Here is a 26,326-nt window from a genome sequence, read left to right as displayed (position 1 = left end):
GGCTGAGCCTGACCTGGATAGGTAGCCTTGGGTTTCCTGTTGAATGTCTTTCCCTCCAGAAGGCCAACCGGAAAACCTCAGTTATCCAGAAACCCTGTACTCAGGGAATAGATGGGGGGTAACCACTCTGCCAAAACCTCCCAGGTAACTCCCTCATCTCGGCTATAGAACAGGTGTCCCCCTTTGGTTCCTACATAGACCCCACAAGGGTCACAGGCATCGGTCACCAGAGCTTCTCGGAGTACATGGAGATAGGCATTTTCTTGAGGTAAGCCCTTATAAGCTGCCTCCCAGGTTTGTCCGCCATTTCGACTCCGATAAACCCGGAATCGCCCATCTACGGTTACCCGATTCTGATCGCTTTCCTCCGGGACCACATAGATTGTTTCAGGATCATGGGCATGAATGGCTATAGGGAGACCGTAACGGGAAGGGAGTCCTTCGCTGATGTCTTCCCAGGAAGCACCTGCATTACGGCTTCGGTAAACTCCGCAATGGTTTTGTTGGTAGAGGACCTCGGGGCGTTTGGGGTGGAAAGTCAACTTATGGACGCATTGTCCGGCTTCTGGGAAAGGATTCGGAAGATAATCCGCACGAACCCCCCGGTTGACAGCCTGCCAGGAATGACCTCCATCATCGGTACGAAAAACCCCACCGGCCGAGATTCCTACAAACATCCGTTGAGGACGGGTAGGATCTAGAAGGATACTGTGAAGACTCAAGCCGCCTTTGGCCGGTTGCCAGAGGTGTCGGGTAGGATGGTTGAGGAGAGCCTCCAGGGGGGTCCAGGTATTTCCTTCGTCCTGGCTCTTGAAGAGGGCTGCTGGCTCAACGCCTGCATAAAAGGTCCCCGGCTCTCCCTCGCGTCCGGGTTTAATCTCCCAAATCGAATTTACTGTCATCCCAAGGCCCGGCGGAAATTTGGGACTTTCCTTGGGAACTTCCCAGGTCTTACCAAAATCTCGACTTCTTTGGATATGGCTACCCCACACCAGATGGGATGTTGCGGCAAAAATCGTTCGGTTATCTCGTGGATCTAAGACCATATGAATCACCGTGGATCCTTCCAGGAAAGGACCCCGGACTTCCCACTTTTTGCGATCCCGGTCGCTGGTAAGCAGAAAACCTCCTTTTTGGGTTCCAACTAGAAGAATAATCGAATTATGCTGTTTCATAGGCTCTTTCTTAAATTCTTAACTCTGGATAAGGCAAAGAACAGGGAAAGTAACAAGGTAGCGGTCCGGTATCAGAATAATTTCGACCCCACTTTACACTTTCCTTACCCGGATAAGCCAGAAGTTTAATTATCCATCTGGACCTCTGGCTTTTAAACCACTCCTCTTTAGTTTTAAATATCTCCCTTCGGGGAAAAAAGGTCAACTTCTCTAACTGGTCGGGATAGTCATAGGGCTTCCAATGCGGCCCGGGCACGGTCCCGATCATAGATTGCTCCTAGCCGATCAAAAATTTCATAGGCTTGCAGGAGGTGGGTACGTCGCATCAATGCTCCTGTCTCTAAGTGCCGGCCCATTTCATATTGAGCATGTCCTTGCTCGTAGGGCATATGGAGTCGTTCAGCCAAAGAAAGGCTCTTTTGCCAGGCTTTGTAAGCTCGAGAGGGCTTACCTGCCAGCCAGTTATATAAACCTTGACAAAGCCAGGCTCGGGGTTGACCGATCAGAAAGATTCTCGCATACCTGCGTAAGGCCTTACAAGCCTGCTTTGCCGATTCTGGAATTTTTGACCCGGGATCTTGGGCTTTGCCTTTAAACTTATCTGCCTCCCACAGGGCCAGATATACTTCGGCAACCCCGGCGTATCCTTCCAGTAAGTAGTGGGAAGTAGGCGAGGAATTTGCAATGGCTTTTACTGCCAGATCAGCGGCCTGCCGGGCGAGTTGCCATTCCCCCTGACGGAGGTATCCGAGGGCCAGAAGCCCATAGGTGGTGATAACCGAGGTACGATCTATATTATCGGCGTATAGATCCAGAGCCGCTTTCAGTTGGGTTATGGCTTCTTCTATCTGGCCTAGACGTAGTTTGTTTTCAGCCTGTCCGCCTAAAGCCCAGGCCTGATGTAGAAAGTTGCTACTTCGACAGGCCTTTGTGTAAAGATCTACAGCTAGTTTCTCACCCTGGGCAAAGCCCCCCTGGTAATAGGCTATCTGTTCCAGAAGAATCAAGCTTTCTGCCCATTGTTGTTGATTTCCTAGGCGATTGCAGATTTCAATAGCCTGATTAAGAGCCTCTTGAGCTTCAGCCCAACGACCCATACCGAGGCGGTAGACACCGGTTATAATCGACACATAAGCCAGCGTGGGAAGTTCATTCAAGTTCTGAGCCGCTTCCTGTGCCCGACGAAGATAAACTTCAGCTATGGAATGCAAGGGAATAAACCCAATTCCGACACACATATTTGCATAGCTTTGGGCTAATTCAGGTGAAGGACCCACCCAGCCGGCCAGATGGAGGGTATAAAGGGTTGCATGGATAACGGCCCATGTTTCATTGGAGAAGTAATATACCTTTCCCAACTGAGTGTAAGCCCGGGCCGCTTCTAACCAGATGATACACTCCTCTTCTGGGGTTATCTTCTCTATTTTCCTCCCATCTGAAGGTTGGCTTATCGGTCTTCTTGGCCAGAATAGTCGTAACACCTGTCCTGCCAGGCTTAACATCAATTTCCGCCGTGTGGCAGGCACCGACCAGCCCAATAAAGCCAAAGCCCGTTCGAAATGATCTCGACTCTCCGGTAATTGCCCCAACTCCAGACAAATTTCTCCCATCTGCCGTTCCCACCGTGCCCATCGTAATTGAGATTTGGCAATAGGTCGCTGAGTTGATAAGGCAACGGTCATCTTATTTTTGCTTCTATCCTCTCGAATATCCCGTCTTAAAGCTTCGCTGAAAAAGGTCAGGGCTTCTGGGTAAGCACCGGTGCGGAAGGCCTGCTCCCCGGCCTTTTCCAGATAATGGATGGCTTTTGATTCTTCTTCGGCTTTACTCCAATGATAAGCTAAAAGGGAATAGAAGGGGGTTAAATCCCGGGCATATACACACTCATACCATCTTGCGATAGCCCGATGCAGTCCGCGTCGTTGGGAAAATAACATCAAATTGTAGGCCACTTCCTGGGTTATGGCATGTTTAAACCTATACACCAAATCTGATCCCAGCGTTTCGAGTAAAATGACATCCAGCTTTTCCAGGGCATTAAGTTGTTGAACCAATTGCGCTTTGTCTGATTTAATAGGATAAATATCCTGGAGGAGGCGGAATGGAAACGCGCGCCCGATAACACTGGCTACCTTTAAGGTTAATTGTTGCTGCGCCGTTAATCGATCGATCCGACTGATAACCAGGCCCTGGAGGGTATCTGAAAAGTTCAGGGTACTGAAATCCCCTGCTGCAGGTGAAACATAACATTCTCCATGGGAGATGAGAATCTGACCTGCATCCCGTAAGGCATAAGCCAACTCCTCACTGAAGAGCGGATGGCCCTCTGCCTTCTCTTGAATCAATTTAGCTACCGATTCCGGAAGGGCAGTGATCCCCAGCCGTTGGGTTATCATCTCCACCGTTTCCTCCGGTAAAAGAGATCTCAACTGTAACCGATGGATCTCAGAACCCCATCGACCCGGTTGCATAGTAAGAAACTGATGATATTCAGCCGGGAGGGAGTCCATCATCGGACGTGTACTGATAATCAACAGCAGGTTACGGATCCGACGACCGATGGTTAAGGTTAAAGCCCACGAGGCCGAATCCAACCAGTGGGCATCTTCCAGAATCACCATCATAGGCGCCCGGTCGGCAGCTTTTTCTATCACCCTTAAGAGCAGGTTACGGGTATTTTCAGCCCGTACCTGGGCAGACATCTGGTTTGTGATTTCATTTTCCGGTAAATCCAGTGATAAAATCGAATTGAGTAACGGTGCCCAATTTAACCACTCAGGGTCGACTTGCAACTGGGCCAGGACCTGCCTACATCGGCTCTCCAGGTCATCGGTCAAATGATCCAGATTGAAAAGTTGATGAAAAATAGGATACCACGCGTGGTAAGGAATAGATTTCTCAATGGCATCCCCAACTCCCATCAAACTTGCGATTCCTAGCTCCTGAGCGTGCTGAAGGAGATCTTGTATCAGCCGGGATTTACCCATGCCGGCTTCACCTTCTATGATTACAGTACTTCCGTGACCTTCCCGCAAAGCTCTGAGTCGTTCCAGTAAAAACTTACGTTCAGTTGTCCTTCCAACCATTTTTGTTGGGGATTTGGGGGTTATCTTGGTCTGACCATAGGGGGAGTAAACAGCAACGGGTTCGGCTTTACCTTTGACCGTTATCGTGGGTAAAGTTTTAAAGGCCAAACGCATTCGAGCTGCCTGATAGGTGGCTGCATCACAAAGAATACTTTGACCTATGGAAAGATCTTCTGTTACCACCTGCATCAATCGGGCTGCCAGATTGACTACGTCTCCGATCATGCCATACTCACGCCGAATCAGGCTCCCTCGTTCCCCACAAAACACCCGACCGGTGGCAATACCGACCGCACTCCGCAATCCCAATTGTCGAAGCTCGGCCTGCATTCCCAGCGCAGCCTGTATACCTCGTACCGCATCGTCTTCATGGGTTAAGGGAGGTAATCCCAATGCCGCTACCAGGATGGTTCCTTTATCATCTACCATGAATTGATTGACACTTCCTTCATAACGGTATAACACCGTCTGTAAAACCTGCATCACCGTTTGCAATCTGTCCAGGATATAGGGGGATGTGTAATCTAATCCCATGACGTTGACGAACAATACCGTGATACGACGAAGTTCGGCCAGCCATTCAGTTTGTTCTGCATCGAGGCGAGTCAGAATCGCAGCCGGAATATAACTTCGTAAAATAACCTCAAAGCCCGGTGGAGGATTAATCGGGAACAAAGGACGAAGTGGAAGAGGTTCACGGAGTGATTGGATCAGGAAACCCCCTTCGGGTAACTGTTGGCCTGAACCTTGATCCTGAATAAGCTTCCAGGCTTCAGAAGATAGGACCACCTCACCGGGATAGGCCTGTCGCTCTGCGTGGCACATTTGAGTGATGGGCTCGCCGGCTACCAGAAATTCCCAACGTCCTCGCACACCTCCCACACTCGCCATGAGAACCTCCCCTGCTCCAATACCTACCCGTAAGGAAAGGCGCAGACCTTCCGCCACCTTATATTCATTAAACATCGATTGCAAGGCTAAACCGCACTGGACTGCACGACAGGTAGCCAGGGAGAGATTCTCATCTCCCATATTCCGAATAAGATGGCGATTACGGGGTTGGGCAACGGGCCAGAGCGCAATAGGGGCATCCCCGGCAAATTTAAAGACCTCCCCTCCATGGGCCATAATAAGCTCGATAAGCTGACTAAAATAGGTATTGAGGACGTTGGAGAGTTTTTCTATACCGGCCGGACCCTGTTGGGTGAGGCGTTCGGCCAGAGTCGTAAAGCCGGAAATATCGGCAAAAAGTATCGCGGCAGGGAAACGCTCGGCAGAAGGCGTAACGAGAGGCTCGGGATGGGAAATCAGGTGATTCACCATCACTTGAGGGACATAACCGGCCAGAATCTGGAGTAATTCAGGCATAGGAAAATAATAAAAACAAAACCCGAGGCAAAGGAAAAGTCGATGTTACTTGCGAATGATCTTTTCTAGCCCCTTTAAAACATCCTGACATTGAGAGAAGTCGGCCCGTTTTCTGTCGGTGTCTGCCAGACCATTAGAAAAGTACATGACACAATCTGGATTTTTGGAATGCCGCATCCCATAGGTATGCCCCAGCTCGTGAAGGGCTTCTTTTAAAGCTCGCTCCCGAAATAATGGCTCATTACCGGGCAGGTCGTAAAATTCTTGCCTTAGTCGGGTTAGGGAAATGATAGCCATTTTACCGGGACTTTCCGCCTCCCCAAAAACAAAGTTAAGGGCAGGAACAAACAGATCTACATCCACGATGATAAGAACTTTATCATAGTCCCAGGGGCGTAAATTTCGAATCTTATCGAGAATAACCGATGAATAATATTGTTTACGTTGGGGATTATAGGCAGACTCCGGAAGTGAGGAAGCCGGGAGTACCTCGACCTGGATATAAAGCCGCTTCTCTAGTTCGGTTCCCAACCAGGTCAAAAGCTCGGAGGATATCTCTCCCAATGGGAGAAGGCCAACTTGATCCGGTTTTCTCTCTGCTGAGGCTTCAGAAGACGGAAAATTCATGCTGACCAGCATTGGAAATAGAATTACAAATATTCCCATCTAGATGTTGGGGTTAAAAATTTTCTCCCCATTACTTTCCTTGATTCCTGTCTTGTCTTAACATCTTTTATAATTTACAAGGTTTTATCTAAAATACCAAACTTCTTTCTTATTGACAAGGCTAAAATCTTGGCTATAACTAAACTATAGTGAGAACTTTGGAGGTGATTGGAAAAAGATTTAACAGTATAACAGTATAGAGGTAATAGGCTGACCTACCCAGGTTGGCACAGGGGATGATCTCAAACTTAGCTTAAACTTTATTCCTAGGAGGTAGAATCATGTTACTTTGGAAACCGGATCCAACCTTTTATCCTTCCCCAAGACTTGCCATGCAGGCTCCAGCGGAAGGACTGGCTTATGTAGCAACCATTCAAAAAGGCAAGCCGGATGCACTCCGTGTGGTGGATTTGAATCCCAACTCATCTGCTTACGGAAAGATTATCCACTCTGTGGAGATGCCTTATGTAGGGGATGAACTCCATCATTTCGGTTGGAATGCTTGCAGTTCGGCCCTATGCCCCTATGCCCCTCATCCTTATCTGGAACGGCGTTACCTGCTCGTACCGGGTCTCCGCTCCTCTCGGATTTATATCATGGATACAAAACCCGATCCCATGGAACCTCATATTGTCAAAATCATTGAGCCGAAAGAAGTCATGGCCCGGGCCGGCTATACCCGACTCCATACGGTTCACTGCGGACCTGAGGGAATCTATATCAGTGCTTTAGGTTCGACAAGCGATGGAGATGGGCCTGGGGGAGTCTTTTTACTTGATCACTACGACTTCCAGATCTTAGGAAGGTGGGAGGTAGACAGGGGTCCCCAGTTCCTGGGTTATGATTTCTGGTGGCATCTGGGATATGATGTCGGTATTACCAGTGAGTGGGGTCCTCCATCGCTTTTTGAGAACGGTCTTCATTTGGAGGATGTAGTCAATCGTCGTTTTGGTCACCGTATCCACTTCTGGGACATCCGTCGTCGCAAGCATATTCAGGCTCTGGATTTAGGCGATGATTATCAAATGGTACTTGAACTACGCCCTGCCCATGATCCGACCAAAACCTACGGCTTTGTGGGCGTTGTAGTGGATGTACGAGATCTTTCCAGCTCTGTATGGTTATGGTATAGAGAGAAGGACCAGTGGGCCATAAAGAAGGTCATCCAAATCCCTGCCGAGTCCGCAGATCCCGAGGCCTTACCTCCTATTTTAAAGGATTTAAAGGCCGTACCTCCTCTGATAACAGATATCAATCTCTCTTTAGATGATCGTTTCCTTTATGTTTCATGCTGGGGTACCGGTGAACTCCACCAGTACGATGTTTCCGATCCCTTTAATCCCAAACTTACCGGTTCGGTACAGGCAGGTGGTTTGGTCCGTCGAGCTCCCCATCCCAAATCCGGACCTTTAGAAGGGGGTCCCCAGATGGTGGAAGTAAGTCGAGATGGTCGTCGCATCTATTTTACCAATTCCCTTTATAGTAGCTGGGATGATCAATTCTATCCTAATTTGCGTGGCTGGATGGTGAAAGTAGATGCCAGACCCGAGGGGGGAATTTCATTGGATCCCAACTTTTTTGTGGATTTTGGAGAGATTCGACCCCATCAAGTTCGATTGCAGGGTGGGGATAGTTCTTCCGATTCATTCTGCTTTCCATGAGTGAACTTTGGCCCTGGATTGCCCTTGCCTTGCTGGGTGCTTACCATGGAGTGAATCCGGGCATGGGATGGTTGTTTGCGGTAGCCCTGGGATTGCAGGAGAAGAGTCGGCAGGTAGTTATCAAAGCTTTATTCCCCATCGCATTGGGGCATGCACTTTCGATTGGCGGGATTGTGCTTCTGGTAGGAGTAGCTCAGGTCATCCTACCGGAGCCTATCCTACGCCGACTGGGTGCTTCGATACTCTTTGCTTTCGGTCTTTACCGGCTTTTCCGTTCCCGCCACCCACGGTGGGTGGGCATGCGGGTAGATTTTAAGGACCTTGTGATTTGGTCCTTCTTCATGTCATCTGCCCATGGGGCCGGTCTGATGCTTGTGCCCATTCTTTTAAACTGGCCTGCCTCCGGGCAGGTTCACCCTCATGGGATGACTACACCCTTGTTGGGTCAGATGGCCGGTTCTCCCGGGTTGTTGCTTGCAGCAACAGGTATCCATACCCTTAGCCTTCTTCTGGTCACAGGCGCCGTGGCTCTGTTGGTTTATGAAAAACTGGGACTGGCTCTGCTGCGTCAAGCCTGGTTCAACCTGGACCTTCTATGGGTGATAGCCCTTATGGTGGCAGGAGGGATGATTCTGGTGTTCTAATCCTTATCAAGATCAGGCGGGACGCCTGACCTAGTGGTTCTTTTGATTTTGGGTAAATTTCTCAAACCAGCTCCGATCCCATAAACTGGGAAAAGCATTCTTTACGTAGGGGTGAGCGGCAATAATGTTTTCGTCTATATCTACCCCAAGACCCGGACTTTCCGGGAGGTAAAAATAACCCTGTTGGAGGGGATTCCACCCTCGAACCAAAGCATCCCGCCACGGTACGTCGAACTCGCCATAGGCTTCTTGAATCATAAAATTGGGTGTACCTATATCCACATGTAAAGCTGCGGCCAAGGCTACCGGACCGATCGAGCAATGGGGGGATATCCGTATATCTTGAACAGCCGCCATGGCTGCAATCTTTTTACTGGTTAGGATGCCGCCGCAATGTGCCACATCCATTTGTACCACATCAGCGGCCCTTTTAGATATTAAGCGATAAAAATCGGAGACGGTATAGAGACGCTCACCGGCTGCAAGGGGAATTTTCACATGGGATTTGACTTCATAAAGCAGGTCGATGCTGTCCGGGGTAACCGGCTCCTCAAACCAGGTGGGATGATAAGGCTCCAGATCTCTGGCTATTTCCACAGCGGTTTCCACGGAGAATCGTCCGTGACCTTCAATCAGGAGATCGACGTTTTCTCCAACGGCCTGTCGGACCGCTTCTACAATTTTCATAACCTGTTTACGGTCTACGCGGGGTAACTCTTTCCAGGCTACTCCGAAGGGATCGAACTTCAGGGCTGTATATCCTCGACTTACAACTTCCTTCGCCCGATCTGCATACTGTTGAGGAGTATAAGCCCCTCCGTACCAACCGTTGGCATAAGCTGGAAGACGCTCATGGCAACGTCCCCCAAGGAGATTGTAAACCGGCTGACCACAGGCCTTTCCAACAAGATCCCATAGGGCAATTTCAATCCCGCTAATGGCGGTCATGATCGTAGAGCCCCCCTGATATTGATCGCGAACCATACGGGTAATCAGGTCTTCAATGTCGAAGGGATTAGCTCCCAGTACATAACGTTCTTCTAAAAATTCGTGGATGAGGGTTTGAACCGTTTGCTCTTGCCATTCCAAGGATGCTTCGCCGATTCCTGTTAAGCCAGTGTCGGTGTGCAGCCGTATGAACAGGTAGTTCCGCAACCCTGCATTGGTGAGAAAAGTTTCCAGTTTGATAACTTTCATGGCACCTTTCCTTGGGCAAAGATTAAGATAACTCCGGGCAAAGATTAAGATAACTCCAGATTTTTTGTGATCTCACCTCTATAAAAAGTAAGGGCACGGCGCCACCGTGCCCCTACTTCCGCCGAGAAAGAATCTCTTTTGCGGTCTGTATTACGTGCCAGGTAGAAAGACCGTACTTATCGGTCAAATAGGGAATAGAACCACATTCCACAAACTGATCGGGAATCCCGATTTTAGCCAGGGTTACAGACAACCCGGCCATACAGAGGGTCTCTGCAACGGCAGAACCCAGTCCTCCCAGAACAGAATGGTTTTCCAGGGTCAGAACGGTCCTGGTCGCTTCAGCTACCTGGATAATGGCATCCTGATCTAAAGGCTTCAAGGTAGGGACATGCAAGACGGTGGCTTCAATACCATCCTGTTTTAACAAATCGGCTGCCTGCAATGCCTGTTGGGTCATTAAGCCGGTGCTGATCAGGGTCAGATCTCTCCCCTGACGCAGCAGCTTTGCTTTACCCAATTCAAACCGATAGGTCTTCGGATCCAGGACCTGTTTTACCTGTCCGCGTAGTATGCGCATATAAACAGGCCCTCCATATTCGGCGATGGCCGGAACTACCTGCTGGATCTCTGTGGCATCGCAGGGATCGATAACAACCATGTTAGGTATGGCCCGCATGAGGGCCAGATCATCGATCCCCTGGTGGGTAGCCCCATATCCGGTCGTCAATCCCGGTAAACCGGCAATAATTTTTACATTAGCCCGCCCTAAAGCGATATCCACCGCAATAAAATCATAGGCTCGACGCGTAGCGAATACACAGTAGGTGGTCGCAAAGGGAATGTATCCAACCCGGGACAAACCTGCCGCGACCCCTATAAGATTTTGCTCGGCCATACCCATCTGGAAATAACGGTGGGGAAATTCCTGACCGAAGATATCAATATCCGTATATTTACCCAAATCTGCCGTTAATCCCACGACGTTGGGATTCTGACGTGCAACTGCAATCAAAGCATGGCCAAACGGTTTTTCAACGGTGGTGAGGGCTTCAGTAACCGCTTCGGAAACACTCATGGCTACGGTAAATCCGCGATGGGTCTGAGGGTTGTTCATACTTTAGATTCCTCCAGTTGACGTAAGGCAAGATCCCACTCATGGGGTTCCACCCGAATAAAATGGGCTTTGGGCTTCTGCTCGATGAGAGGAACACCCTTTCCCATTAAGGTATAGCAGAGGATGACTTTGGGTTGATTCTGGATAGATCGGGCGGTTTGAAACGCGATCAGTAACTCCTCCAGGGAATTACCATCTATACTCTGGGTATGCCAACCAAAAGCTTTCCATTTGTCTACCACAGGTTCTACCATCATAACGTCGGAGGTCTTTCCATCGGCTTGCATGTTGTTGATATCCACCAGGGCAATAAGATTATCCAATTTATAATGGGCTGCAGCCATGGCGGCTTCCCAGGTAGCTCCTTCTTGCAGTTCTCCGTCTGAGAGAAAGTTGAAAACCCGAAATTTCCGTCCACTTAGGCGAGAGCCAAGGGCCATCCCCACGGCCTGGGATAACCCATGTCCTAATGAACCACCGGTTATTTCAACCCCCGGGGTAGTTTCACACGCCGACATTTCGAATCGGCTCCCGTCGGCACCGTAAGAAGATAGCTCCTCCGGAGGAAATACCCCCAGTTCGGTGAGAGTGGCAAACAGCACAATGGAGTAATGTCCGGTGGAGAGCAAAAAGCGATCCCGATCCGGCCAATCCAGACGGTGGGGATCGAAACGCATTTCATAGAAGTAAAGAACCGTTAAAATATCTGCCGCTCCAAGCCCCTGTCCTACATAACCTTCCCCTTTTCCTTTGGCCATCAAAAGGACGTTCCGTCGGATTTGTCTGGCCTTAAGACGAAGGGAATGGACGAGTTCAGGGGGTGGTGGATTTGGCTTTACTTGGGGCATATTCTCATTTATGGGATTCATACCTGGCCATTTCCATCTCGGCTATAACGTCCTGGAGTCCCAGTTCTTTGAGTTTTGCTTCACCGGGTATACCATCCTTTGTCCAACCTCGAAGGGTGTAATACTCATCCAGCATGGCATTCAATTCATCGGGAGGACAATACATTCCCTTCAAGGGTCCGGAGGGGATAGGTTCCGTCATGACCCGGTGGGGAAGGGTATCATCCTTACGTCGAATCCCTTCTCGGACATTGAAAGCGCGTTCCAGATTGCAAATCCGCTCTCCGATCTGTTCGATTTCCTCCGTCGTCACATCCCAACCGGTGATTCCCCGGATCATTCGGGTATACTTATCGTTGATCATGGCACCGAATCCGCCCCGTTCACTGGTGAATCGACACTGAACCAGAGAATCATCCAGGGCCGTAAAGTTTTGAGTGCGGATGGCAAATTCAGGTTTTCCCTTTGTGGAACGGTGGTCAAACGTAGAGGCATACTGGAGGGTTGGGCGGGTATCGTGATGACAACCACCACGGGTTCCGGTTGCATAACCGATACTCATCCCTTTCAATCCCCGGGCGGAATGGCCCGGTACTTCAACTCCCTTTACCGTATAGAGGAATTCCTTTGCTTTCTCACCCAATTGTTCTGCAATCCTGGCTGAACCCTCGGCCAACACATTCCCAAATCCTCGACGGAACGCCGTAGCCTCAATCAGCTCATTCATCAGGCGATAATCTCCAAAACGAAGATCGATGCCCCCGGTATCTGAGCGGGTCAATAAACCCTGCTCGAAGCACTCGGTAACAAAAGCCAGGGTTACTCCCAAACTGATGGTATCCATCCCCAATTCATCGCAAAGTTCATTGGCCTTGATAAGAGAAGCCGCATGGGAATTATCTAACATGGACCCAAAGGCAAAAATCGTCTCAAATTCCGGCATCTTCCATCGAAGCCCTGCATATTCTCCTTCTTTAACCGCAAAATCCTTTCCACAAGCAATAGAGCAGTGATAACAGGTTGTATCCTTTTCAAAATAATTTTCTTTGTAAGTATCCGCATTGACTTCAGAGGCCCGATCCCAGACTTCATAACGCAGGTTTCGGGTACCCAGGGCCCCTTTGGTATTGATCAGATCTACCAGGGCCTGGGTTCCATAGGCCTTAAGAACTGCAGTACCGGTTTTGAGAGCTTCCCGGTTTTCGTTGACCAGGGCTTTCAAATCGGCCAGGTCGGCAACTTCTGTTTTCCGGTTCCCCCGAACCACCAGAGCCTTAACGTTCTTAGATCCCATAACGGCTCCTATGCCGCCCCTTCCTGAGATCCCTCCCCGGTTTTTCCAGAAATGGCCCATGGCCGCAAATCGTACCCGGTTTTCCCCGGCCGGTCCGATGGCTATGGCATCTGCATCCGGACCTTCTACCTCCAGGATGGATTTAATGGCATCGGTAATTTTTAATCCCCATAAGGATTCCGCCGATTTGATAGATACTCCGGATTCATTTACAACCAGATATACCGGACGATCTGCTTTCCCGGTGATAACAATGGCATCAAACCCGGTCCGTTTCTGCGTTACCGGAAATCGCCCGCCAAAGGTAGAGTCAAAAAATAATCCGTTTAACGGGGATTTGGTCCCCACACAGATTCGACTATCACTGGGAATACAGGTATCGTTGATGGGTCCGGTGGCAAATACGATCACGTTTTCCGGATCAAAGGGTTTAACCCTGGGTCTAACCAGATTATAAAGCAATCTAATTACAAATCCATTCCCCCCCAGATACTTTCGAGCAAAACCATCTCCAAAGAAATCAATTCGAGTCGTGCGGTAATTAAGATCGATGGTTAAAATACGGCCTCCATAACCGTACATCCCTTCAGCCGGTAACTTAAACTGTACAAAACCGGTCTACCGACCGACTTTAGGGCCCACAGTTTAAGTTCCTCTCCTTTCAAAAACTTAACTTCATGCTGTTGGCTATCTCTGGAATTTGAGTGGTTCTTGAATCAATCTATCATGGGGAGAGAAGGAGGTCAAGTAGAAACTGCCTATAATTCCGGTAAAGATTTTGTAACTTCGAGATTCACAAGGGGGGAAGAAATAATATAATCTGCCGTAGAGCGGTTACAGGCTATGGGGATATTATAAAGCACGGCTAAGCGCAATAAAGCTTTCACATCTACATCATGGGGCTGAGGGGTGAGAGGATCCCAGAAAAATACCAAGATATCTACCTTACCTTCCACAATCATGGTAGCAACCTGGGCGTCTCCCCCCAAAGGTCCACTCTTCAGCAGGTTAATATTTAATCCGAGCTTGTCCTGCAAGATTTGTCCGGTGGTTTGAGTTGCGTAAATCTTAAAGGATTTGAGAGTTTCTCTATTAAAACCTGCCCACTCCAAAATGTCCGTTTTTTTAGCATCGTGGGCAACCAATACAATAACTTTTCTGTTCATAAAGATCTTCCTATCTCCTCACTTACTGGTAGCTGCTGGATTATCCACTGAAAGAATCAAGCTTTCCGATCCTATCTTTCCTTTAAGTCCTTTAAGTATAGCAAAATCTCTACCAAAGGTTTCAGCCTGTTTCAAAAACCCTATCCGATCCCTTTAGAGAAGGCCGGTTCAGACCCTGGAAGTTTTGAGCCAGAGGGGGACAGAATAAAGACAGAAACTGACTCTTTTTTGTGCAATTTTACCGAATCAACCCCATAAAAGGGGCCTATAGGGTTAAAGAATCCAGATAGGAAGACCCGGGTAGTTCTATCGGATCATTTCGGGATTGCTCCCAGGAGGCTCATCATCCAACGGTCTTTACCTCTTTTTTCTTTTTAAGCAAGAACGGATTCAACACGCGATAGCGTCTGCTTTTACTCCATTTCCGAAGCATCCTTCGAAGAGAGAGATGAACTTTATCCAGATAAGTCCGGGCCAGAAAATAGTAACTGTCTCCTACCTTATGGAGGGTTACTCGATTTCCGATCTTGAGATGTTTTAAACTACGACCCCGGGCGATAACCCAGTTTCCTTTGATATCTTTGATGAGTGCTAAGGGTAAAGGGGAGGGGAAGCCTTCTGGAGTTGTGTAGAGAACGGTAAAAGTTTCAATGACGCCTTCTTCGGCGATTTCTTCGTTTGTTTTTCGGACCAATAGAGTTTTGTCGGTTGGTAAAGGGTATACTCCCTGCCAGTTAGATGGGAAAGTTCTCCAAAGATCCGTTCTTTCAAGGATCGTCACAAAGTTGTTGGTAGCCAGACCACCGATACTTTGGGCCAATCCAATTCGGGCCTTGTCCAATTGCCGGGAGGGTTCAACTTGCCGACGTAGTTGCCAGACGATCTCCACAATCTGGGCCAGTCCTGAGGCTCCCACTGGATGCCCCCGGGCTTTGAGTCCTCCCGACGGATTAATGGGGAGTCGACCCTTTAGGTGAGTCTCTCCTTTTTCGAGGGCTTTAATCCCTTTTCCCGGGGGGAAAAAACCTAAATCTTCAGTGCCGATGATCTCGAAGGGAGTAAAAGCATCATGAACTTCTGCAAAGTCAATATCGTCGGGATTTAAACGGGCCATCTGATAAGCCCGGAAGGCAGCAAGTCGGGTTGCTCTAAACGAGGTAAAAGAGGTACGATGGCGAATAGCCAGCGTATCGGTCCCCTGTCCCAGACCTGCTACCCGTACGTTTGTTTTATCCGAGGTCAGGATAACGGCCGCCGCCCCATCGGTTATGGGAGCACAATCATAGAGTTTGAGAGGAAAGGCTACCACTTTACTCTCAAGATATTGTTTCTCAGAGAGAACATGTTGAAATTGGGCGTAGGGATTTAAAGAACCGTTATAATGGTTTTTGATAGCAACCAAGGCCAGCATCTTCTGCATGGTGTTATGGGAAATTTTGTACTCTTTAAGGTACCTCTCCGTCAGCATGGCGGCAAGGGCCGGCATCGTCGCCCCACAACTTCGTTCAGATCGATCGATAACTTCCGCCAGAATCTTTGTAGCTTGCGTGGTATTCAGATGGGTCATTTTCTCTCCGCCCAGGACGAGAATCCGCTTATAATAGCCAGAAGCTATAGCTTGATAGGCCAGGTGAAAGGCAGCCGCACCGGAGGATGAAGCTGTTTCAATTCGAACCGCCGGAGTCCCAATCAGCTTTAAATGGTCGGCCATTAAACTGGCAAAATTTCCTTCTTGGATAAAGGCCTCAGGGTTCATGACTCCTATGTAAATAGCATCCACTTCCTCGAGTCCTGCATCTTGCAAAGCTTTATAGGCAGCCTCGGTCATTAACTCCGGTAAAGATTCTTTTCTCTTTCCAAACAGAGTCATCCCGACACCCGAAACATATACCTCTAACATAATCTTGGGTCCTCCTCTGCCTGATTTCTTGAACCCTGACCCTGGAGAAGATCCGATCCTTGAAATCAAAAACAATTTTCCCCCCGGCAATGAGTTGGAGAGGAAAGTTTCTACGATATATATGATGCTCCACAAGATGACTGTCAAGGGGATTCTCTTCAATCTGGAAGGACCGTCTTGCTACCTCGAGACTTGTTGCCAAATCCGCATAAGCCAGCGGGTTATTCCCCTGCCTTTAAGTAAACCTAAAACTTGTAAAAAGGAGGAAAAGGAATGAAAACACCTAAAACTTCTGCCTGAAGGAATTACCTAAAAAGGAAGTAATAAATACATAATATAAGATAAAATAAAATATTTTGTTATAAATATTGCCAAAAGATTCATATGATATTAGGTTAGAATCAGAAAAATGAAAAGACAGTTGGTTGAGTAAAGAGAGTCATAAAGTCTTGATAGGGAAGGAGAGTGAAAACCTTCTCAGGGTTTAACTCAATATCCCCAAATAAGGAGGTAAGGTTATGTTTAAGAAGTGGTGTTTATGGATTGTGAGTTTTATATTCCTGATTTCACTGACCCATCTCGTCCACGCAGCCGTTTCCGATCCTCAATCCCGAGGGGTAGAACCCGGAGAATCCAAGAAGCCTGAAGATACCCTGAAGGAAGGACAAATGGGCAAGGAAGGACAAACAGAGTTCGGAGTGATTAAAAAAGTAGATTCTGACAGGCGAACCGTTACCATTGAAACGAGAACGTCTTCGACCGAGACCCAGGGCCAAGAAATAACTTTTACTTTGGGTGAGGGTGCCTTTAAAGGCGGGAATCTTTCGGACCTGAAACCGGGTCAATATGTACAATTTACTCGAACAGTCCGAGGGACGAAGGTAGGACCCAGTCATCCTCAAACTCCCGGGCAAGATATTAAGCAACCTTTAGAAGAGAAAGGGGAAGGGACGAAGGTAGGACCCAGTCACAAAGAACCCCCCCAACGAGATATTCAACAACCTGTACAACCCGGAGAACAGGCAACAACCGGTCAGGCCGGTCGACCCGCAACCCCGAAAGTTGCGGCTGAAGGAGATATGATTACGTCCCTTCAGGTACTTCCAGAGTCTGAATGGAAGACCAAGCTACAGAGTTCAGGGCAACCCTCCCGCTAACAGTAGAGGTAAAAACGGTGATCGGGTAGGGAAAGATTCTTAATCTACCCTCCTGTTTTGTTCAAGATCCCTCTAATTCTAAATAAAACAGAGTTAGAGGGATTTTTCCTGCTTACTTCCTTTCAAAGAAAAGGATTGGAACGTATATTTAGAAAAGAGTTTTATTCAAGATTTATTTCCCTTTGCATTTAATTACACGGTCCTTAGGAGGCTCTTTCAAACCTGCCCCTACGTCAGGAAAGGCAAAGAGGAAATCTAAGGATTAAAAGGGGGATTCCGTTGATCCGGGATCCTATGCGATCGGTCATGTTTTATCCCTGGATACGTTCTCTTCTCTTTAAACTTTCTCATAAAGACCCGGAGCTGGCCCATGAATTAGCCCTGAAGGTCTTCCAATACCTCGGGCGGAAGCCGGAGATTTTACAAAATTTTACATCTTTTCAGGATCCTGCTTTGGAGCAAGAGGTTGTTGGGCTTACTTTCAAGAACCCTGTGGGACTGGCGGCAGGTTTTGATAAGAATGCAGTAGCTATTCATGGATTAACTACTTTGGGTTTTGGCTTTCTGGAAATAGGTACCGTTACCCGATATCCACAGGAAGGTAACCTCCGACCTCGTATTTTTCGCTTTCCCAAAGATAAAGCCCTGATCAATCGAATGGGGTTTAATAATGAAGGTGCCGATGCCATAGCGAGGCGTTTTCAGGAGATGAAGCCGCCAACCATTCCCGTGGGAATTAGTATCGGAAAATCTAAAATAACCCCTTTAGACAAAGCCGTTGAAGATTATGTATACTCCTTTCAAAGACTTTACCCCTATGCCAGTTATTTTGCCATAAATGTCAGCTCACCCAACACGCCCGGGTTGCAAACCTTGCAGGAGAGAGATCAACTGGACAATTTGATAATAGCCCTTCAGGAAGAGTCTAAAGCCTTATCCAAGCAAATGGGAACTCCTAGAAGGCCTCTTTTCGTAAAGATTTCACCAGATTTAACCTGGCAGGTCCTGGATGAATTGATGGGAGTTTGTTTAAATCGCGGGGTCGATGGTCTCATTGCAACCAATACCACCCTTCGACGCGAGGGTCTGAGCCTCCAGACCCATGAGATGGGGGGGTTGAGCGGCAAGCCGTTACAAAAAAGAGCTCTCGAAGTGGTACGATATATTTACCATCATACCAGGCTCCCCGTTATAGGAGTTGGGGGCATCTTTCAAGCCGAGGATGCCTTTGCCATGTTGAAGGCCGGGGCGCGATTAATTCAAGTTTATACCGGCTTGATTTACGAAGGACCCTTCATGGTTTATAGAATCAACAAGGGATTACGAAAGTTGATGGAGATCCATGGGTTTAAACGAATTCAGGAAATTAGAGAATAATTTCCAGAGTCCTATAACGCCTTGGACATACCTTGGTATACCCTTTATTCAGAGGGTCCATCCCCTGGAACCTGCTGCCGGCACCTACCTCCCCTAAAGGATTACCCGATCAGGAAAAATATTAATCCCCGTTGAAATCTATTCTAAAGGAATTATCCTTAGAAAGTAGAGAACAATTTTCTTGACAGGAACAACTTTTCGTTACATGTTACGAAACACTCCCTGTTAACAAGTCATAAAGAATTTTTACAAGGAAAGGTGTTAAAAGGACTATGGAAGTTAATTATATGACTCGAAAAACCTGGAACCATCTGGATCAGAAACTGCAAAAACTTAAGGAAATGATAAGACCGGGTGGAACGATTAGCAAAGAAATTGGGCATGCTGCCAGCTATGGAGATTTAAGCGAAAATGCCGAATGGGAGATGGCCATAGCCAAGAAGGAAATGTTAAATCTGGAAGCGGCTAATTTACAGAACCGTTTGGCCAACGCCGTTATCATCGATACGCTAAACATCAGCACTGATAGGGTTATGTTGGGAACCAAGGTAACCCTTTACGATCTGGATACCGATAAGGAAGTTGTTTATCAGATTCTGGGTGGAGAGGATGCCGAGTTTTATGAAAACGTCATCTCTGTTAAATCCCCCATTGCCCAGGGGTTGATGGGAAAAAGGGTAGGCGATGAGGTGAAAATTAAAGTTCCCGACGGCGTTAAGACTTATGAAATCGTTAAGATAGAACGGTTCTCTTAGGGAGATTTGTTCGTTGTCTTTTGTTCGTTACTGAAGGATCCTAAAGGGTAACGACCGAGGACAGCGAACTATAGGCCATGAAAGAAGATCAGCTTAAGATCCTTTTGGAATGGGCGGTGAGTCTATGGGGAGCTGATAGAGCTGAAGCTCTTCGGCCGGCGCTTCAATCAACAGCTCAAGAGCTTGAACAAATCATCTCTTATCCAATGGATCCTCAACTTGAACCCATTTTCTTTTTGTAGGTAACCGGTCGTTCGTTGTCCATTGAGATTCCATAAGGAGTCTGTTCCTACGGATCTAAAAACAACGGGCAACGAACAACAGACAGCGAAGTCATGACGGAGCCTTATACCTGGACCATTACAGAAGCTTTGACGTATCTTTCCCAAGGGAAACTCTCGCCCATAGATTTGGTAAAATCCCTTTTGGAACGAATCGATAAGGTAGAGCCAAAGGTAAAAGCCTGGACGACATTGGATCGAGAAGGGGCTTTAGAGGCTGCAGCTCGTTGTAAACAAGAACTTGAGCAGGGAAAGCCTCGAGGCCCCCTTTATGGGATTCCGGTGGGGGTCAAAGATATTTTTTATACTCAGGGGTTGAGAACCACCATGGGGTCCAGGATCTTTGCCGATTTCGTGCCGACTTATGATGCAACAACCGTCCGACGCCTTAAAGAGGCCGGGGCTATCATTTTAGGAAAAACGGCGAGTACCGAGTTTGCCTATTTTGATCCGGCTCCGACCCGTAATCCCTGGAATCTGGAACATACTCCCGGAGGTTCCAGTAGTGGTTCCGCAGCGGCTGTGGCTTCAGAGATGTGTCCGGCGGCTCTGGGTTCTCAAACTGCTGGCTCTTTACTCAGGCCCGGCGCCTACTGTGGGGTTGTATCCCTAAAACCCACTTATGGGAGGATCAGCCGTCATGGAATTTTTCCGGATGCCTGGTGTCTGGATCATCCGGGCTTTTTTGTTCGCAGCGTCGAAGATGCTGCCCTCCTTTTAAAAGTCCTGGCTGGCCACGATCCTCAAGATGCCCGTTCATCCAAGGAGCCCGTCCCCGATTATCCTCAGGCTCTACAACGTTTTGAAGGTCCACCCCGAATCGGACTTGTTCGGGAGTTCTTCCTGGACCATGCTGAAGAACAGGTTCGTAAACACTTCGAGGGGGTTATCCAGCGTCTGGCTGGTGCCGGAGCTACCGTCCAGGACATAAAAATGCCCCAGAGTTTTTCTGCCGTCCAGGCAGCTCATCGGACCATCATGCGGGTGGAAATGGCGGCTGTTCATGAAGATCTGTTCCATCGACATAAGGAAAAGTATAGCGCAAAACTCCGGGAGCTCATTGAGACCGGCATGTTGGTTTCCGGAGTTCAATACTTGCGGGCCCAACGGATCCGAAATCAATTTATTCAGGACATGATCCCCCTTTTGAGTCGGTGGGATGTTTTGTTGTCCCCAACGACGGCATCTCCGGCTCCCAAAGGTTTGCAGGCTACGGGGGATCCTTCTTTTAATATTCCCTGGACCTTTTCCGGCTTTCCTGCAATAACCCTTCCGTCCGGTCTCAGTGAATCCGGACTTCCACTGGGAATTCAGTTAGCAGCAGCTCATTTTAAGGAAGATAGGCTCCTTGGAGCTGCCCACTGGTGTGAGAAGGTACTGGGATTTAAAGAAAAACCTCGCCTGTAAAGGCGATCCGATCATCGAATTATCGAAGTGTGTACCTTCGAATAAAATCCTCATTGAGTTCGACCCCCAATCCAGGTCCTTTGGGGGCATGCAAATAACCTTCGGCGTCCACCTGCAGAGGTTCCTGGATCATGGCCTGATTCATTTCTACGCTTAAAGTTTCAGGATCATAAGGGTATTCAAAGAACGGGCAATTTGGAACCGAAAGGGCAACCTGTAGATTGGCTACCAGACCGAGCCCATTTCCCCAGGTATGGGGAATGAACAGTTTGTTCTCCAGATAGGCCATGTGGGCAATCTGGCGCATTCGGAACAGACCGTCGGATTGCATGGCATCGGGTTGGAGGATATCATAGCAGCCCTGATCCAGAAGCCACTTGAATTCGTGGATGGGTCCGTTCCATTCCCCACCTGCAATATAGATATCGGTCTCCTGGGTTAATCGTGCGATTCCTTTGAAATTATAGATATAGAGAGGCTCTTCCAGATAGTAGACCTTTAATTTTTCCAATTCTCGGGCCATCATCAAGGCCCGTTCATAACTCCAGATCGGATGAGGTCGGGGACTGTTAAGTAACAGGGCCTGGTTGGCGTCCACCATGATCTCCATTCGATCCCCTACCTCATCCCGAACCGCTTCCACAATGGCCAGATCGTCCTTAGGATCTTCATTATGGAGGCGGAGCTTGATGGCTTTGAATCCTTTTTCCAGGTAGTGATGAACTATCTCCCGGTGCTCCTGGGGGGATCGAGGCTCCGAAGGGGCTCCATAGGCCAGGATTTTATCTTGAAAGCCTCCCCAAAGTTTATAGAGGGGTTGTCCGGCGGCTTTTCCTACAATATCCCATAGGGCCTGATCTACAAGCCAGAGGGGAGTTCCAAAGTAACGGGCACTGTAGATTGTCTCAATATGCCGTTCCGTGGCCAGGGGATCTTTTCCTATCAGGAAAGGGGTTAGGAGGTTATGAATACTGTGGACAACTTCTTCTCCAAAACAGATATGAGAAGCCCCAATCCCGGTAATACCTTCATCGGTGAAAATTTTGACCAGTGTAAACTGGATGGATTTTACGGCAGATCCCGGGACCCAGGCATAATGGTGCTCTTTAGGTAGAGGGATCTCAATGAGATTGGCTTGAATTTGGGTAATTTTCATCCTTGAGGTGTCAGGAATTGGGAGTCAGGATCCGGGAGCCGGAGGAAATATGGATCCCTGGCTGCTGACTCCTGATCCCTGCTGTTTATTTTTTGTACCTGGCTATGGCCTCTTCATCCAACTCCACGCCCAATCCCGGACCCTGGGGAACGTGAATATAGCCTTCTCCATCGACTTCGAGGGGTGTTTTAAGCATCCCGAAATAAGCTTCCTTAGTAAAGGAGGGAGGATCGTAGGGATACTCCAGATGAGTACAATTGGGAATCGAAGCCGCTAAATGGAGGTTGGCTACGAGTCCCAGTCCGTTTCCCCAGGTGTGGGGAATGAACCGTTTACCATCTACATGGGCGATTCCGGCTAACATTCGTAATTGAAAAAGACCTTCGGAGAGGGTTGCATCGGGTTGAAGGATATCGTAGCAATCCATATCCAGAAGCATTTTAAGTTCTCGAATTCCTACATTGGCTTCTCCACCTGCGATGGGAAGATCTACTTCCTTGGTAAGGCGTGCTAATCCCTTAAAGTCATATCGGTTGAGGGGTTCTTCCAGCCAGCTTACGTTGAGTTTTTCCAATTCCCGGGCGGTCATCACCGCCCGAGAGTAGGACCAGGTCGGATTGTATCCGGGACTGACCAGTACTCCGGCTTGATTGGCATCTACCATGATTTCCATCTTATCTCCGATGGCTTTGCGAACTGCTGTAACCAGGTTCAGATCCTCTTTCATCTCAGGGTAATGAATGCGAAGTTTTACAGCCCGGAAGCCTTCTTCATAATACCGATAAACGTCTTCGATACGCCGTTCGGGAGGCCGGAGTTCGCCACTACTGGCGTAGGCCTTGATTTTGTCCCGATAACCGCCCCATAATTTATAAATAGGAAGATGGGAGGCTTTTCCAATGATATCCCAAAGGGCGATTTCAATGGGCCAGGGCAGCCCTCCGTGGGGTCGAGCGTTTCGCAAAGTCTGGATATGTTGCTCCACCGCAAAGGGATCTTTTCCCAAGAGGTGGGATTTTAGGGAGTTAAACGTCGGAATCTCGCTTCCAAAGGTCGATGCAGCGGCTATTCCGGTAATTCCTTCATCTGTTAAAATTTTAATGATGGTCACCCCTATCCCTTTTTCACTTCCGCCGGGCGCCCAGGCCGGATGAAAATCTTCCGGGAAGGGGAACTCTGCTACTTCCAGGATTAGATCGGTAATTTTCATAGGTTACAGGAGACAGCGGGCGGTAAACAAGGGACCATAAAAAAGGTAGTTATCCCCTGGCTTCTGCCCACCATTTTTTAGCTTTCCAGGACCCTCTTAATTTGCTCTTCTGCCCAGGTTATAGCCGCTTTGATGGGTGTTCCCGTGACGACCTTGGCGGCCATGTTGGGGAGAATATAGAGATCGTTGATCCGCTGGACATAAGGATTCGGAGGGGAAGGCCAGCCATGGACATGGCCAAATCGGGCTTCACCGGGGAGAAGCTTAAACTTGGGATGCTCGGTCCAAAGAGGGTGATTCTCATAGGCCCGTAAGGGGGCCTGGCTATATCCCCTGGCGGCTACCAGCCAGTCAGAATAATTCTCCGGCTCATAAAGGTATCTGATAAAGTTCTTGGCCAGTTCCTGATTTTTTGAGAAATTCCAGATTCCCAAACTCGCCACCGAGAGTTCCACATGCTTCCCGGCCGGTCCGGCGAGTGCCGAGTGGATTCCCAGTTTATCGGCAATTTCCATTTTTTTATCTACCGCCGTTATATAAGGACTGATGGGATTGTGAATCCAGCAACCTTTCCCCGATAGTAAAAATCGATTGTTGCTGGCATCATCCCAGGAGAGGACTTCTGGATCCATGGCCTCTTCATATAACCTTTTGTAATAGTCCAGAGTGGCTTCGGTTTCCGGAGAGTTCAGGGCTAAACTTTTTCCATCTGCCTCCAGGACTTTACCTCCGAAGGACCAAAGGATCGACCAAAAGGTATTGTAGGCATCATTGGTCTGGCTGATGGCAATTCCTACAGGATGCCCTTCTTTCTTCAAGATCCGCCCGGCATTCAAAAGGTCTTCCCAGGTCTGAGGAATCGGATATCCGGCGTGTTGAAAGAGATCTTCACGGTATATTCCAGGCCAGGTTAAAAAGAACCAGGGAATCGACTTCCAGGAATCTTTCACAAAGTCACTTTCCTTAACAAAGGAATACCATCCTCCCCGTTTGGCCCCCAGGTCCTCAACCACATCATCTACGGAAATTAAATGTTCATGATAGAGCCAGGGGGCCGTTTCGACCATATAAACGATGTCATGTCCGGCTTGAGCATGGATCTCGGCGGCTAATTTAGTCGGAAGTTGTAGGTGGGGAATCGTATCGATTCGGATGATTACCCCTTGTTCTCGGGCAAATCTGGCTGCCTGCTCCTTTAATTTTTCATCTGCTGCCGGTACAAAGTGGTTCCAACTCAACATGGTAAGTTCCGGGGTTGCTGCCCGAACCCGGGCGGGCCTGAAGAGATAGGAGCCGGATAAACTGGCAACCGTACCGAGCGTCTTTTTAATAAACTGGCGACGATTAATGGGTACATCGTACATGGTTTGTATACCTCCTCTAGTTTCTATCAGTGGTAAAACAGACCGGGAGGTTTGTCAAGAAAAACCACTACCAAGGGAACCGATGATAAGTCTAAAAATCCCTTGACGCGTTCTATCTGTAGGCATACGCTATTCCATACCAACCTTTAAAATAAGAGTATGAAGTAAAATCATGGATATTAAAACATCCGAATACGGATTTAGAATAAACGGGTTTTCAGATTCCTATCAACCTGTTCATTCTATAAGTCCGTGTCTGGGTACAGAAGAGAAAATACCCCGATGTCAAATACCAACCGACAAATTACCCTGGCTTCAAGACCTGTAGGATATCCTAAATTATCCGATTTCAAATTAGTAGAATCCCCTATTCCGGTCCCCGGGGAGGGACAAATACTGGTCCGTACCCTTTACCTTTCCTTAGATCCCTATCAACGGGGACGAATGAGCGATGCCCCCTCCTATGCAAAGCCGGTCCAGATCGGTGAGGTTATGATCGGTGAGATCGTCGGGAAGGTAATTGAGTCCCATCATCCGGACTTTAAAGAAGGAGAAATCATTGCAGGATACCTGGGCTGGCAAGAGTATGCTGTATCCGATGGTAAAGGCCTACGAAAAGTAGACCCCACATTGGCTCCCATTTCGACAGCCCTGGGAGTTCTGGGAATGCCAGGTATGACGGCTTACTTCGGTTTGTTAGATATAGGTAAACCCCAGCCAGGAGAAACGGTCTTTGTCTCCGGTGCAGCAGGAGCTGTGGGCTCTATTGTAGGGCAAATTGCAAAAATTAAGGGTTGTCGAGTCGTGGGCTCTGCAGGAGATAATACGAAAGTTGATTTTCTTGTTAAAGAGCTCGGTTTTGATGCCGCCTTTAATTACAAGACCGTTTCGGATTATTATGAAAAACTCAAGGAACTCTGCCCCAACGGAATCGATGTCTATTTTGATAATGTGGGAGGTCCTTTGACCGATGCGGTTTTTCGCTGGATCAACGTAAAGGCGCGTGTCGTGATCTGTGGACAAATTCACGATTATAACCTGGAAAAACCGGAACTGGGTCCCCGCTTTCTCAGGCAATTGATCATTAAACGGGCTAGAGTAGAAGGTTTTTTGGTCTTCGACTATGCCGATCGATATGGAGAAGCACTCCAACAACTGGCCGAATGGTTCAAAGCAGGTAAGTTAAAGTATCGAGAGACCATCGCAGAAGGAATTGAAAATGCTCCCCAGGCCTTCATCAGCATGCTAAAGGGTGGAAATATCGGTAAACAGTTAGTCAAGATTTCAGAACCTTGATAAAGGGTTGCCGCAGATAAACGCCAAAGGATACTTATCTGGTCCGCGTTTATCTGCCTCTATCGATGGTTTTTTAGACTATCTTTTCCTGACTTCGGATCAACCTCTCTTTTACGATCCAAATCTTAAAAAGAATTTTTCCTCCTTGACTTTGCCTTGAATCAATGGGATAAAATGCATAATAATCCTGAAAAATTAAGA

At 48.2% G+C, this 26,326-nt stretch carries 20 protein-coding genes; 8 read left to right on the top strand and 12 right to left on the bottom strand.

All coding sequences use genetic code 11. From position 1 onward, the window contains the following. Positions 1 to 77: 77 nt before the first annotated feature. The 3 genes from VNM22_20330 to VNM22_20320 all read right to left on the bottom strand — a co-directional run bounded on the left by VNM22_20330 (position 78) and on the right by VNM22_20320 (position 6,256). Entirely contained in the window at positions 78 to 1,175 is a 1,098-nt protein-coding gene (locus VNM22_20330; protein HWP49517.1) for a hypothetical protein, read from the bottom strand. Between the two features lie 227 nt (positions 1,176 to 1,402). Further along, on the bottom strand, positions 1,403 to 5,629 hold the full coding sequence (locus tag VNM22_20325) for an adenylate/guanylate cyclase domain-containing protein (protein HWP49516.1): 4,227 nt from the start codon (positions 5,627 to 5,629) through the stop codon (positions 1,403 to 1,405). A gap of 45 nt (positions 5,630 to 5,674) precedes the next feature. After that, positions 5,675 to 6,256: an archaemetzincin family Zn-dependent metalloprotease gene (locus tag VNM22_20320; GenBank protein HWP49515.1), complete on the bottom strand. Its 582-nt coding sequence runs from the start codon at positions 6,254 to 6,256 to the stop codon at positions 5,675 to 5,677. Positions 6,257 to 6,576: 320 nt separating this feature from the next. Here VNM22_20320 and VNM22_20315 point away from each other — a divergent pair, with 320 nt between their 5' ends. Continuing rightward, positions 6,577 to 7,956, top strand: a complete 1,380-nt coding sequence (locus VNM22_20315; GenBank protein ID HWP49514.1) for a selenium-binding family protein — start codon at positions 6,577 to 6,579, stop codon at positions 7,954 to 7,956. Beyond that, entirely contained in the window at positions 7,953 to 8,600 is a 648-nt protein-coding gene (locus VNM22_20310) for a hypothetical protein (GenBank protein HWP49513.1), read from the top strand. The genes VNM22_20315 and VNM22_20310 overlap by 4 nt, the downstream gene beginning before the upstream one ends. Positions 8,601 to 8,630: 30 nt before the next feature. Here the strand turns inward: VNM22_20310 and VNM22_20305 are convergent, their stop codons facing one another. From VNM22_20305 to VNM22_20280, 6 genes are all read right to left on the bottom strand, one after another. Then, positions 8,631 to 9,797 (bottom strand): mandelate racemase/muconate lactonizing enzyme family protein, encoded by a 1,167-nt coding sequence (locus VNM22_20305; protein HWP49512.1) that lies wholly within the window; start codon positions 9,795 to 9,797, stop codon positions 8,631 to 8,633. Between the two features lie 112 nt (positions 9,798 to 9,909). After that, positions 9,910 to 10,914 carry a transketolase C-terminal domain-containing protein gene (locus VNM22_20300; GenBank protein ID HWP49511.1) on the bottom strand — a complete coding sequence of 335 codons (1,005 nt, stop codon included), beginning with the start codon at positions 10,912 to 10,914 and terminating at the stop codon, positions 9,910 to 9,912. Next, the gene (locus VNM22_20295) at positions 10,911 to 11,783 is read right to left on the bottom strand and encodes a transketolase (GenBank protein HWP49510.1); all 873 of its coding nucleotides are present in this window, start codon (positions 11,781 to 11,783) and stop codon (positions 10,911 to 10,913) included. Before VNM22_20295 ends, VNM22_20300 begins: the two co-directional genes overlap by 4 nt. Further along, positions 11,767 to 13,638, bottom strand: coding sequence for an aldehyde ferredoxin oxidoreductase family protein (locus VNM22_20290; protein ID HWP49509.1), 1,872 nt, complete (start codon positions 13,636 to 13,638; stop codon positions 11,767 to 11,769). The genes VNM22_20295 and VNM22_20290 overlap by 17 nt, the downstream gene beginning before the upstream one ends. 176 nt (positions 13,639 to 13,814) lie before the next feature. Further along, positions 13,815 to 14,222, bottom strand: a complete 408-nt coding sequence (locus tag VNM22_20285) for a methylglyoxal synthase (protein ID HWP49508.1) — start codon at positions 14,220 to 14,222, stop codon at positions 13,815 to 13,817. Between the two features lie 343 nt (positions 14,223 to 14,565). After that, positions 14,566 to 16,122, bottom strand: a complete 1,557-nt coding sequence (locus tag VNM22_20280) for a beta-ketoacyl synthase N-terminal-like domain-containing protein (GenBank protein HWP49507.1) — start codon at positions 16,120 to 16,122, stop codon at positions 14,566 to 14,568. A gap of 518 nt (positions 16,123 to 16,640) precedes the next feature. Between VNM22_20280 and VNM22_20275 the strand changes: the two genes are divergently transcribed. The 5 genes from VNM22_20275 to VNM22_20255 all read left to right on the top strand — a co-directional run bounded on the left by VNM22_20275 (position 16,641) and on the right by VNM22_20255 (position 21,099). Next, positions 16,641 to 17,279 carry a hypothetical protein gene (locus VNM22_20275; GenBank protein ID HWP49506.1) on the top strand — a complete coding sequence of 213 codons (639 nt, stop codon included), beginning with the start codon at positions 16,641 to 16,643 and terminating at the stop codon, positions 17,277 to 17,279. A 279-nt stretch (positions 17,280 to 17,558) separates the two neighbouring features. Further along, positions 17,559 to 18,656: a quinone-dependent dihydroorotate dehydrogenase gene (locus VNM22_20270; protein HWP49505.1), complete on the top strand. Its 1,098-nt coding sequence runs from the start codon at positions 17,559 to 17,561 to the stop codon at positions 18,654 to 18,656. A gap of 272 nt (positions 18,657 to 18,928) precedes the next feature. Next, a complete protein-coding gene (greA, locus tag VNM22_20265; protein ID HWP49504.1) occupies positions 18,929 to 19,411 on the top strand; it encodes a transcription elongation factor GreA in 483 nt (160 codons plus the stop codon). 77 nt (positions 19,412 to 19,488) lie between these two features. After that, positions 19,489 to 19,653 (top strand): hypothetical protein, encoded by a 165-nt coding sequence (locus VNM22_20260; protein HWP49503.1) that lies wholly within the window; start codon positions 19,489 to 19,491, stop codon positions 19,651 to 19,653. A 93-nt stretch (positions 19,654 to 19,746) separates the two neighbouring features. Continuing rightward, complete coding sequence (locus VNM22_20255; GenBank protein HWP49502.1) at positions 19,747 to 21,099, top strand: amidase; 1,353 nt, start codon at positions 19,747 to 19,749, stop codon at positions 21,097 to 21,099. 19 nt (positions 21,100 to 21,118) lie between these two features. On the opposite strand, the gene VNM22_20250 is transcribed toward VNM22_20255, so the two are convergent. The 3 genes from VNM22_20250 to VNM22_20240 form a co-directional block, all read right to left on the bottom strand. Then, the gene (locus VNM22_20250; GenBank protein ID HWP49501.1) at positions 21,119 to 22,255 is read right to left on the bottom strand and encodes a mandelate racemase/muconate lactonizing enzyme family protein; all 1,137 of its coding nucleotides are present in this window, start codon (positions 22,253 to 22,255) and stop codon (positions 21,119 to 21,121) included. 85 nt (positions 22,256 to 22,340) lie between these two features. After that, complete coding sequence (locus VNM22_20245; protein HWP49500.1) at positions 22,341 to 23,465, bottom strand: mandelate racemase/muconate lactonizing enzyme family protein; 1,125 nt, start codon at positions 23,463 to 23,465, stop codon at positions 22,341 to 22,343. A gap of 77 nt (positions 23,466 to 23,542) precedes the next feature. Continuing rightward, positions 23,543 to 24,829: an extracellular solute-binding protein gene (locus VNM22_20240; GenBank protein ID HWP49499.1), complete on the bottom strand. Its 1,287-nt coding sequence runs from the start codon at positions 24,827 to 24,829 to the stop codon at positions 23,543 to 23,545. Positions 24,830 to 25,111: 282 nt separating this feature from the next. On the opposite strand from VNM22_20240, the gene VNM22_20235 reads away from it, so the two are divergent. Beyond that, positions 25,112 to 26,125 carry an NADP-dependent oxidoreductase gene (locus VNM22_20235; GenBank protein ID HWP49498.1) on the top strand — a complete coding sequence of 338 codons (1,014 nt, stop codon included), beginning with the start codon at positions 25,112 to 25,114 and terminating at the stop codon, positions 26,123 to 26,125. The last annotated feature ends 201 nt before the right edge of the window (positions 26,126 to 26,326 follow it).

This window comes from Candidatus Limnocylindrales bacterium (genome assembly GCA_035559535.1).
Classification (GTDB): domain Bacteria; phylum Moduliflexota; class Moduliflexia; order Moduliflexales; family JAUQPW01; genus JAUQPW01.
The sequence above is the reverse complement of the archived record's forward strand: the minus strand, read 5'-3'. Positions and strand labels throughout refer to the sequence as shown.

Excerpts from the sequence above, each read along its gene's own strand:
- VNM22_20235 (HWP49498.1), top strand. The coding sequence starts at position 25,112 with ATGTCAAATACCAACCGACAAATTACCCTGGCTTCAAGACCTGTAGGA.
- VNM22_20290 (HWP49509.1), bottom strand. The coding sequence starts at position 13,638 with ATGTACGGTTATGGAGGCCGTATTTTAACCATCGATCTTAATTACCGC.
- VNM22_20260 (HWP49503.1), top strand. The coding sequence starts at position 19,489 with ATGAAAGAAGATCAGCTTAAGATCCTTTTGGAATGGGCGGTGAGTCTA.
- VNM22_20295 (HWP49510.1), bottom strand. The coding sequence starts at position 11,783 with ATGAATCCCATAAATGAGAATATGCCCCAAGTAAAGCCAAATCCACCA.
- VNM22_20315 (HWP49514.1), top strand. The coding sequence starts at position 6,577 with ATGTTACTTTGGAAACCGGATCCAACCTTTTATCCTTCCCCAAGACTT.
- VNM22_20330 (HWP49517.1), bottom strand. The coding sequence starts at position 1,175 with ATGAAACAGCATAATTCGATTATTCTTCTAGTTGGAACCCAAAAAGGA.
- VNM22_20325 (HWP49516.1), bottom strand. The coding sequence starts at position 5,629 with ATGCCTGAATTACTCCAGATTCTGGCCGGTTATGTCCCTCAAGTGATG.
- VNM22_20255 (HWP49502.1), top strand. The coding sequence starts at position 19,747 with ATGACGGAGCCTTATACCTGGACCATTACAGAAGCTTTGACGTATCTT.
- VNM22_20240 (HWP49499.1), bottom strand. The coding sequence starts at position 24,829 with ATGTACGATGTACCCATTAATCGTCGCCAGTTTATTAAAAAGACGCTC.
- VNM22_20280 (HWP49507.1), bottom strand. The coding sequence starts at position 16,122 with ATGTTAGAGGTATATGTTTCGGGTGTCGGGATGACTCTGTTTGGAAAG.
- VNM22_20320 (HWP49515.1), bottom strand. The coding sequence starts at position 6,256 with ATGAATTTTCCGTCTTCTGAAGCCTCAGCAGAGAGAAAACCGGATCAA.
- VNM22_20250 (HWP49501.1), bottom strand. The coding sequence starts at position 22,255 with ATGAAAATTACCCAAATTCAAGCCAATCTCATTGAGATCCCTCTACCT.
- VNM22_20310 (HWP49513.1), top strand. The coding sequence starts at position 7,953 with ATGAGTGAACTTTGGCCCTGGATTGCCCTTGCCTTGCTGGGTGCTTAC.
- VNM22_20285 (HWP49508.1), bottom strand. The coding sequence starts at position 14,222 with ATGAACAGAAAAGTTATTGTATTGGTTGCCCACGATGCTAAAAAAACG.
- VNM22_20245 (HWP49500.1), bottom strand. The coding sequence starts at position 23,465 with ATGAAAATTACCGATCTAATCCTGGAAGTAGCAGAGTTCCCCTTCCCG.
- VNM22_20305 (HWP49512.1), bottom strand. The coding sequence starts at position 9,797 with ATGAAAGTTATCAAACTGGAAACTTTTCTCACCAATGCAGGGTTGCGG.
- greA (HWP49504.1), top strand. The coding sequence starts at position 18,929 with ATGGAAGTTAATTATATGACTCGAAAAACCTGGAACCATCTGGATCAG.
- VNM22_20300 (HWP49511.1), bottom strand. The coding sequence starts at position 10,914 with ATGAACAACCCTCAGACCCATCGCGGATTTACCGTAGCCATGAGTGTT.
- VNM22_20275 (HWP49506.1), top strand. The coding sequence starts at position 16,641 with ATGTTTAAGAAGTGGTGTTTATGGATTGTGAGTTTTATATTCCTGATT.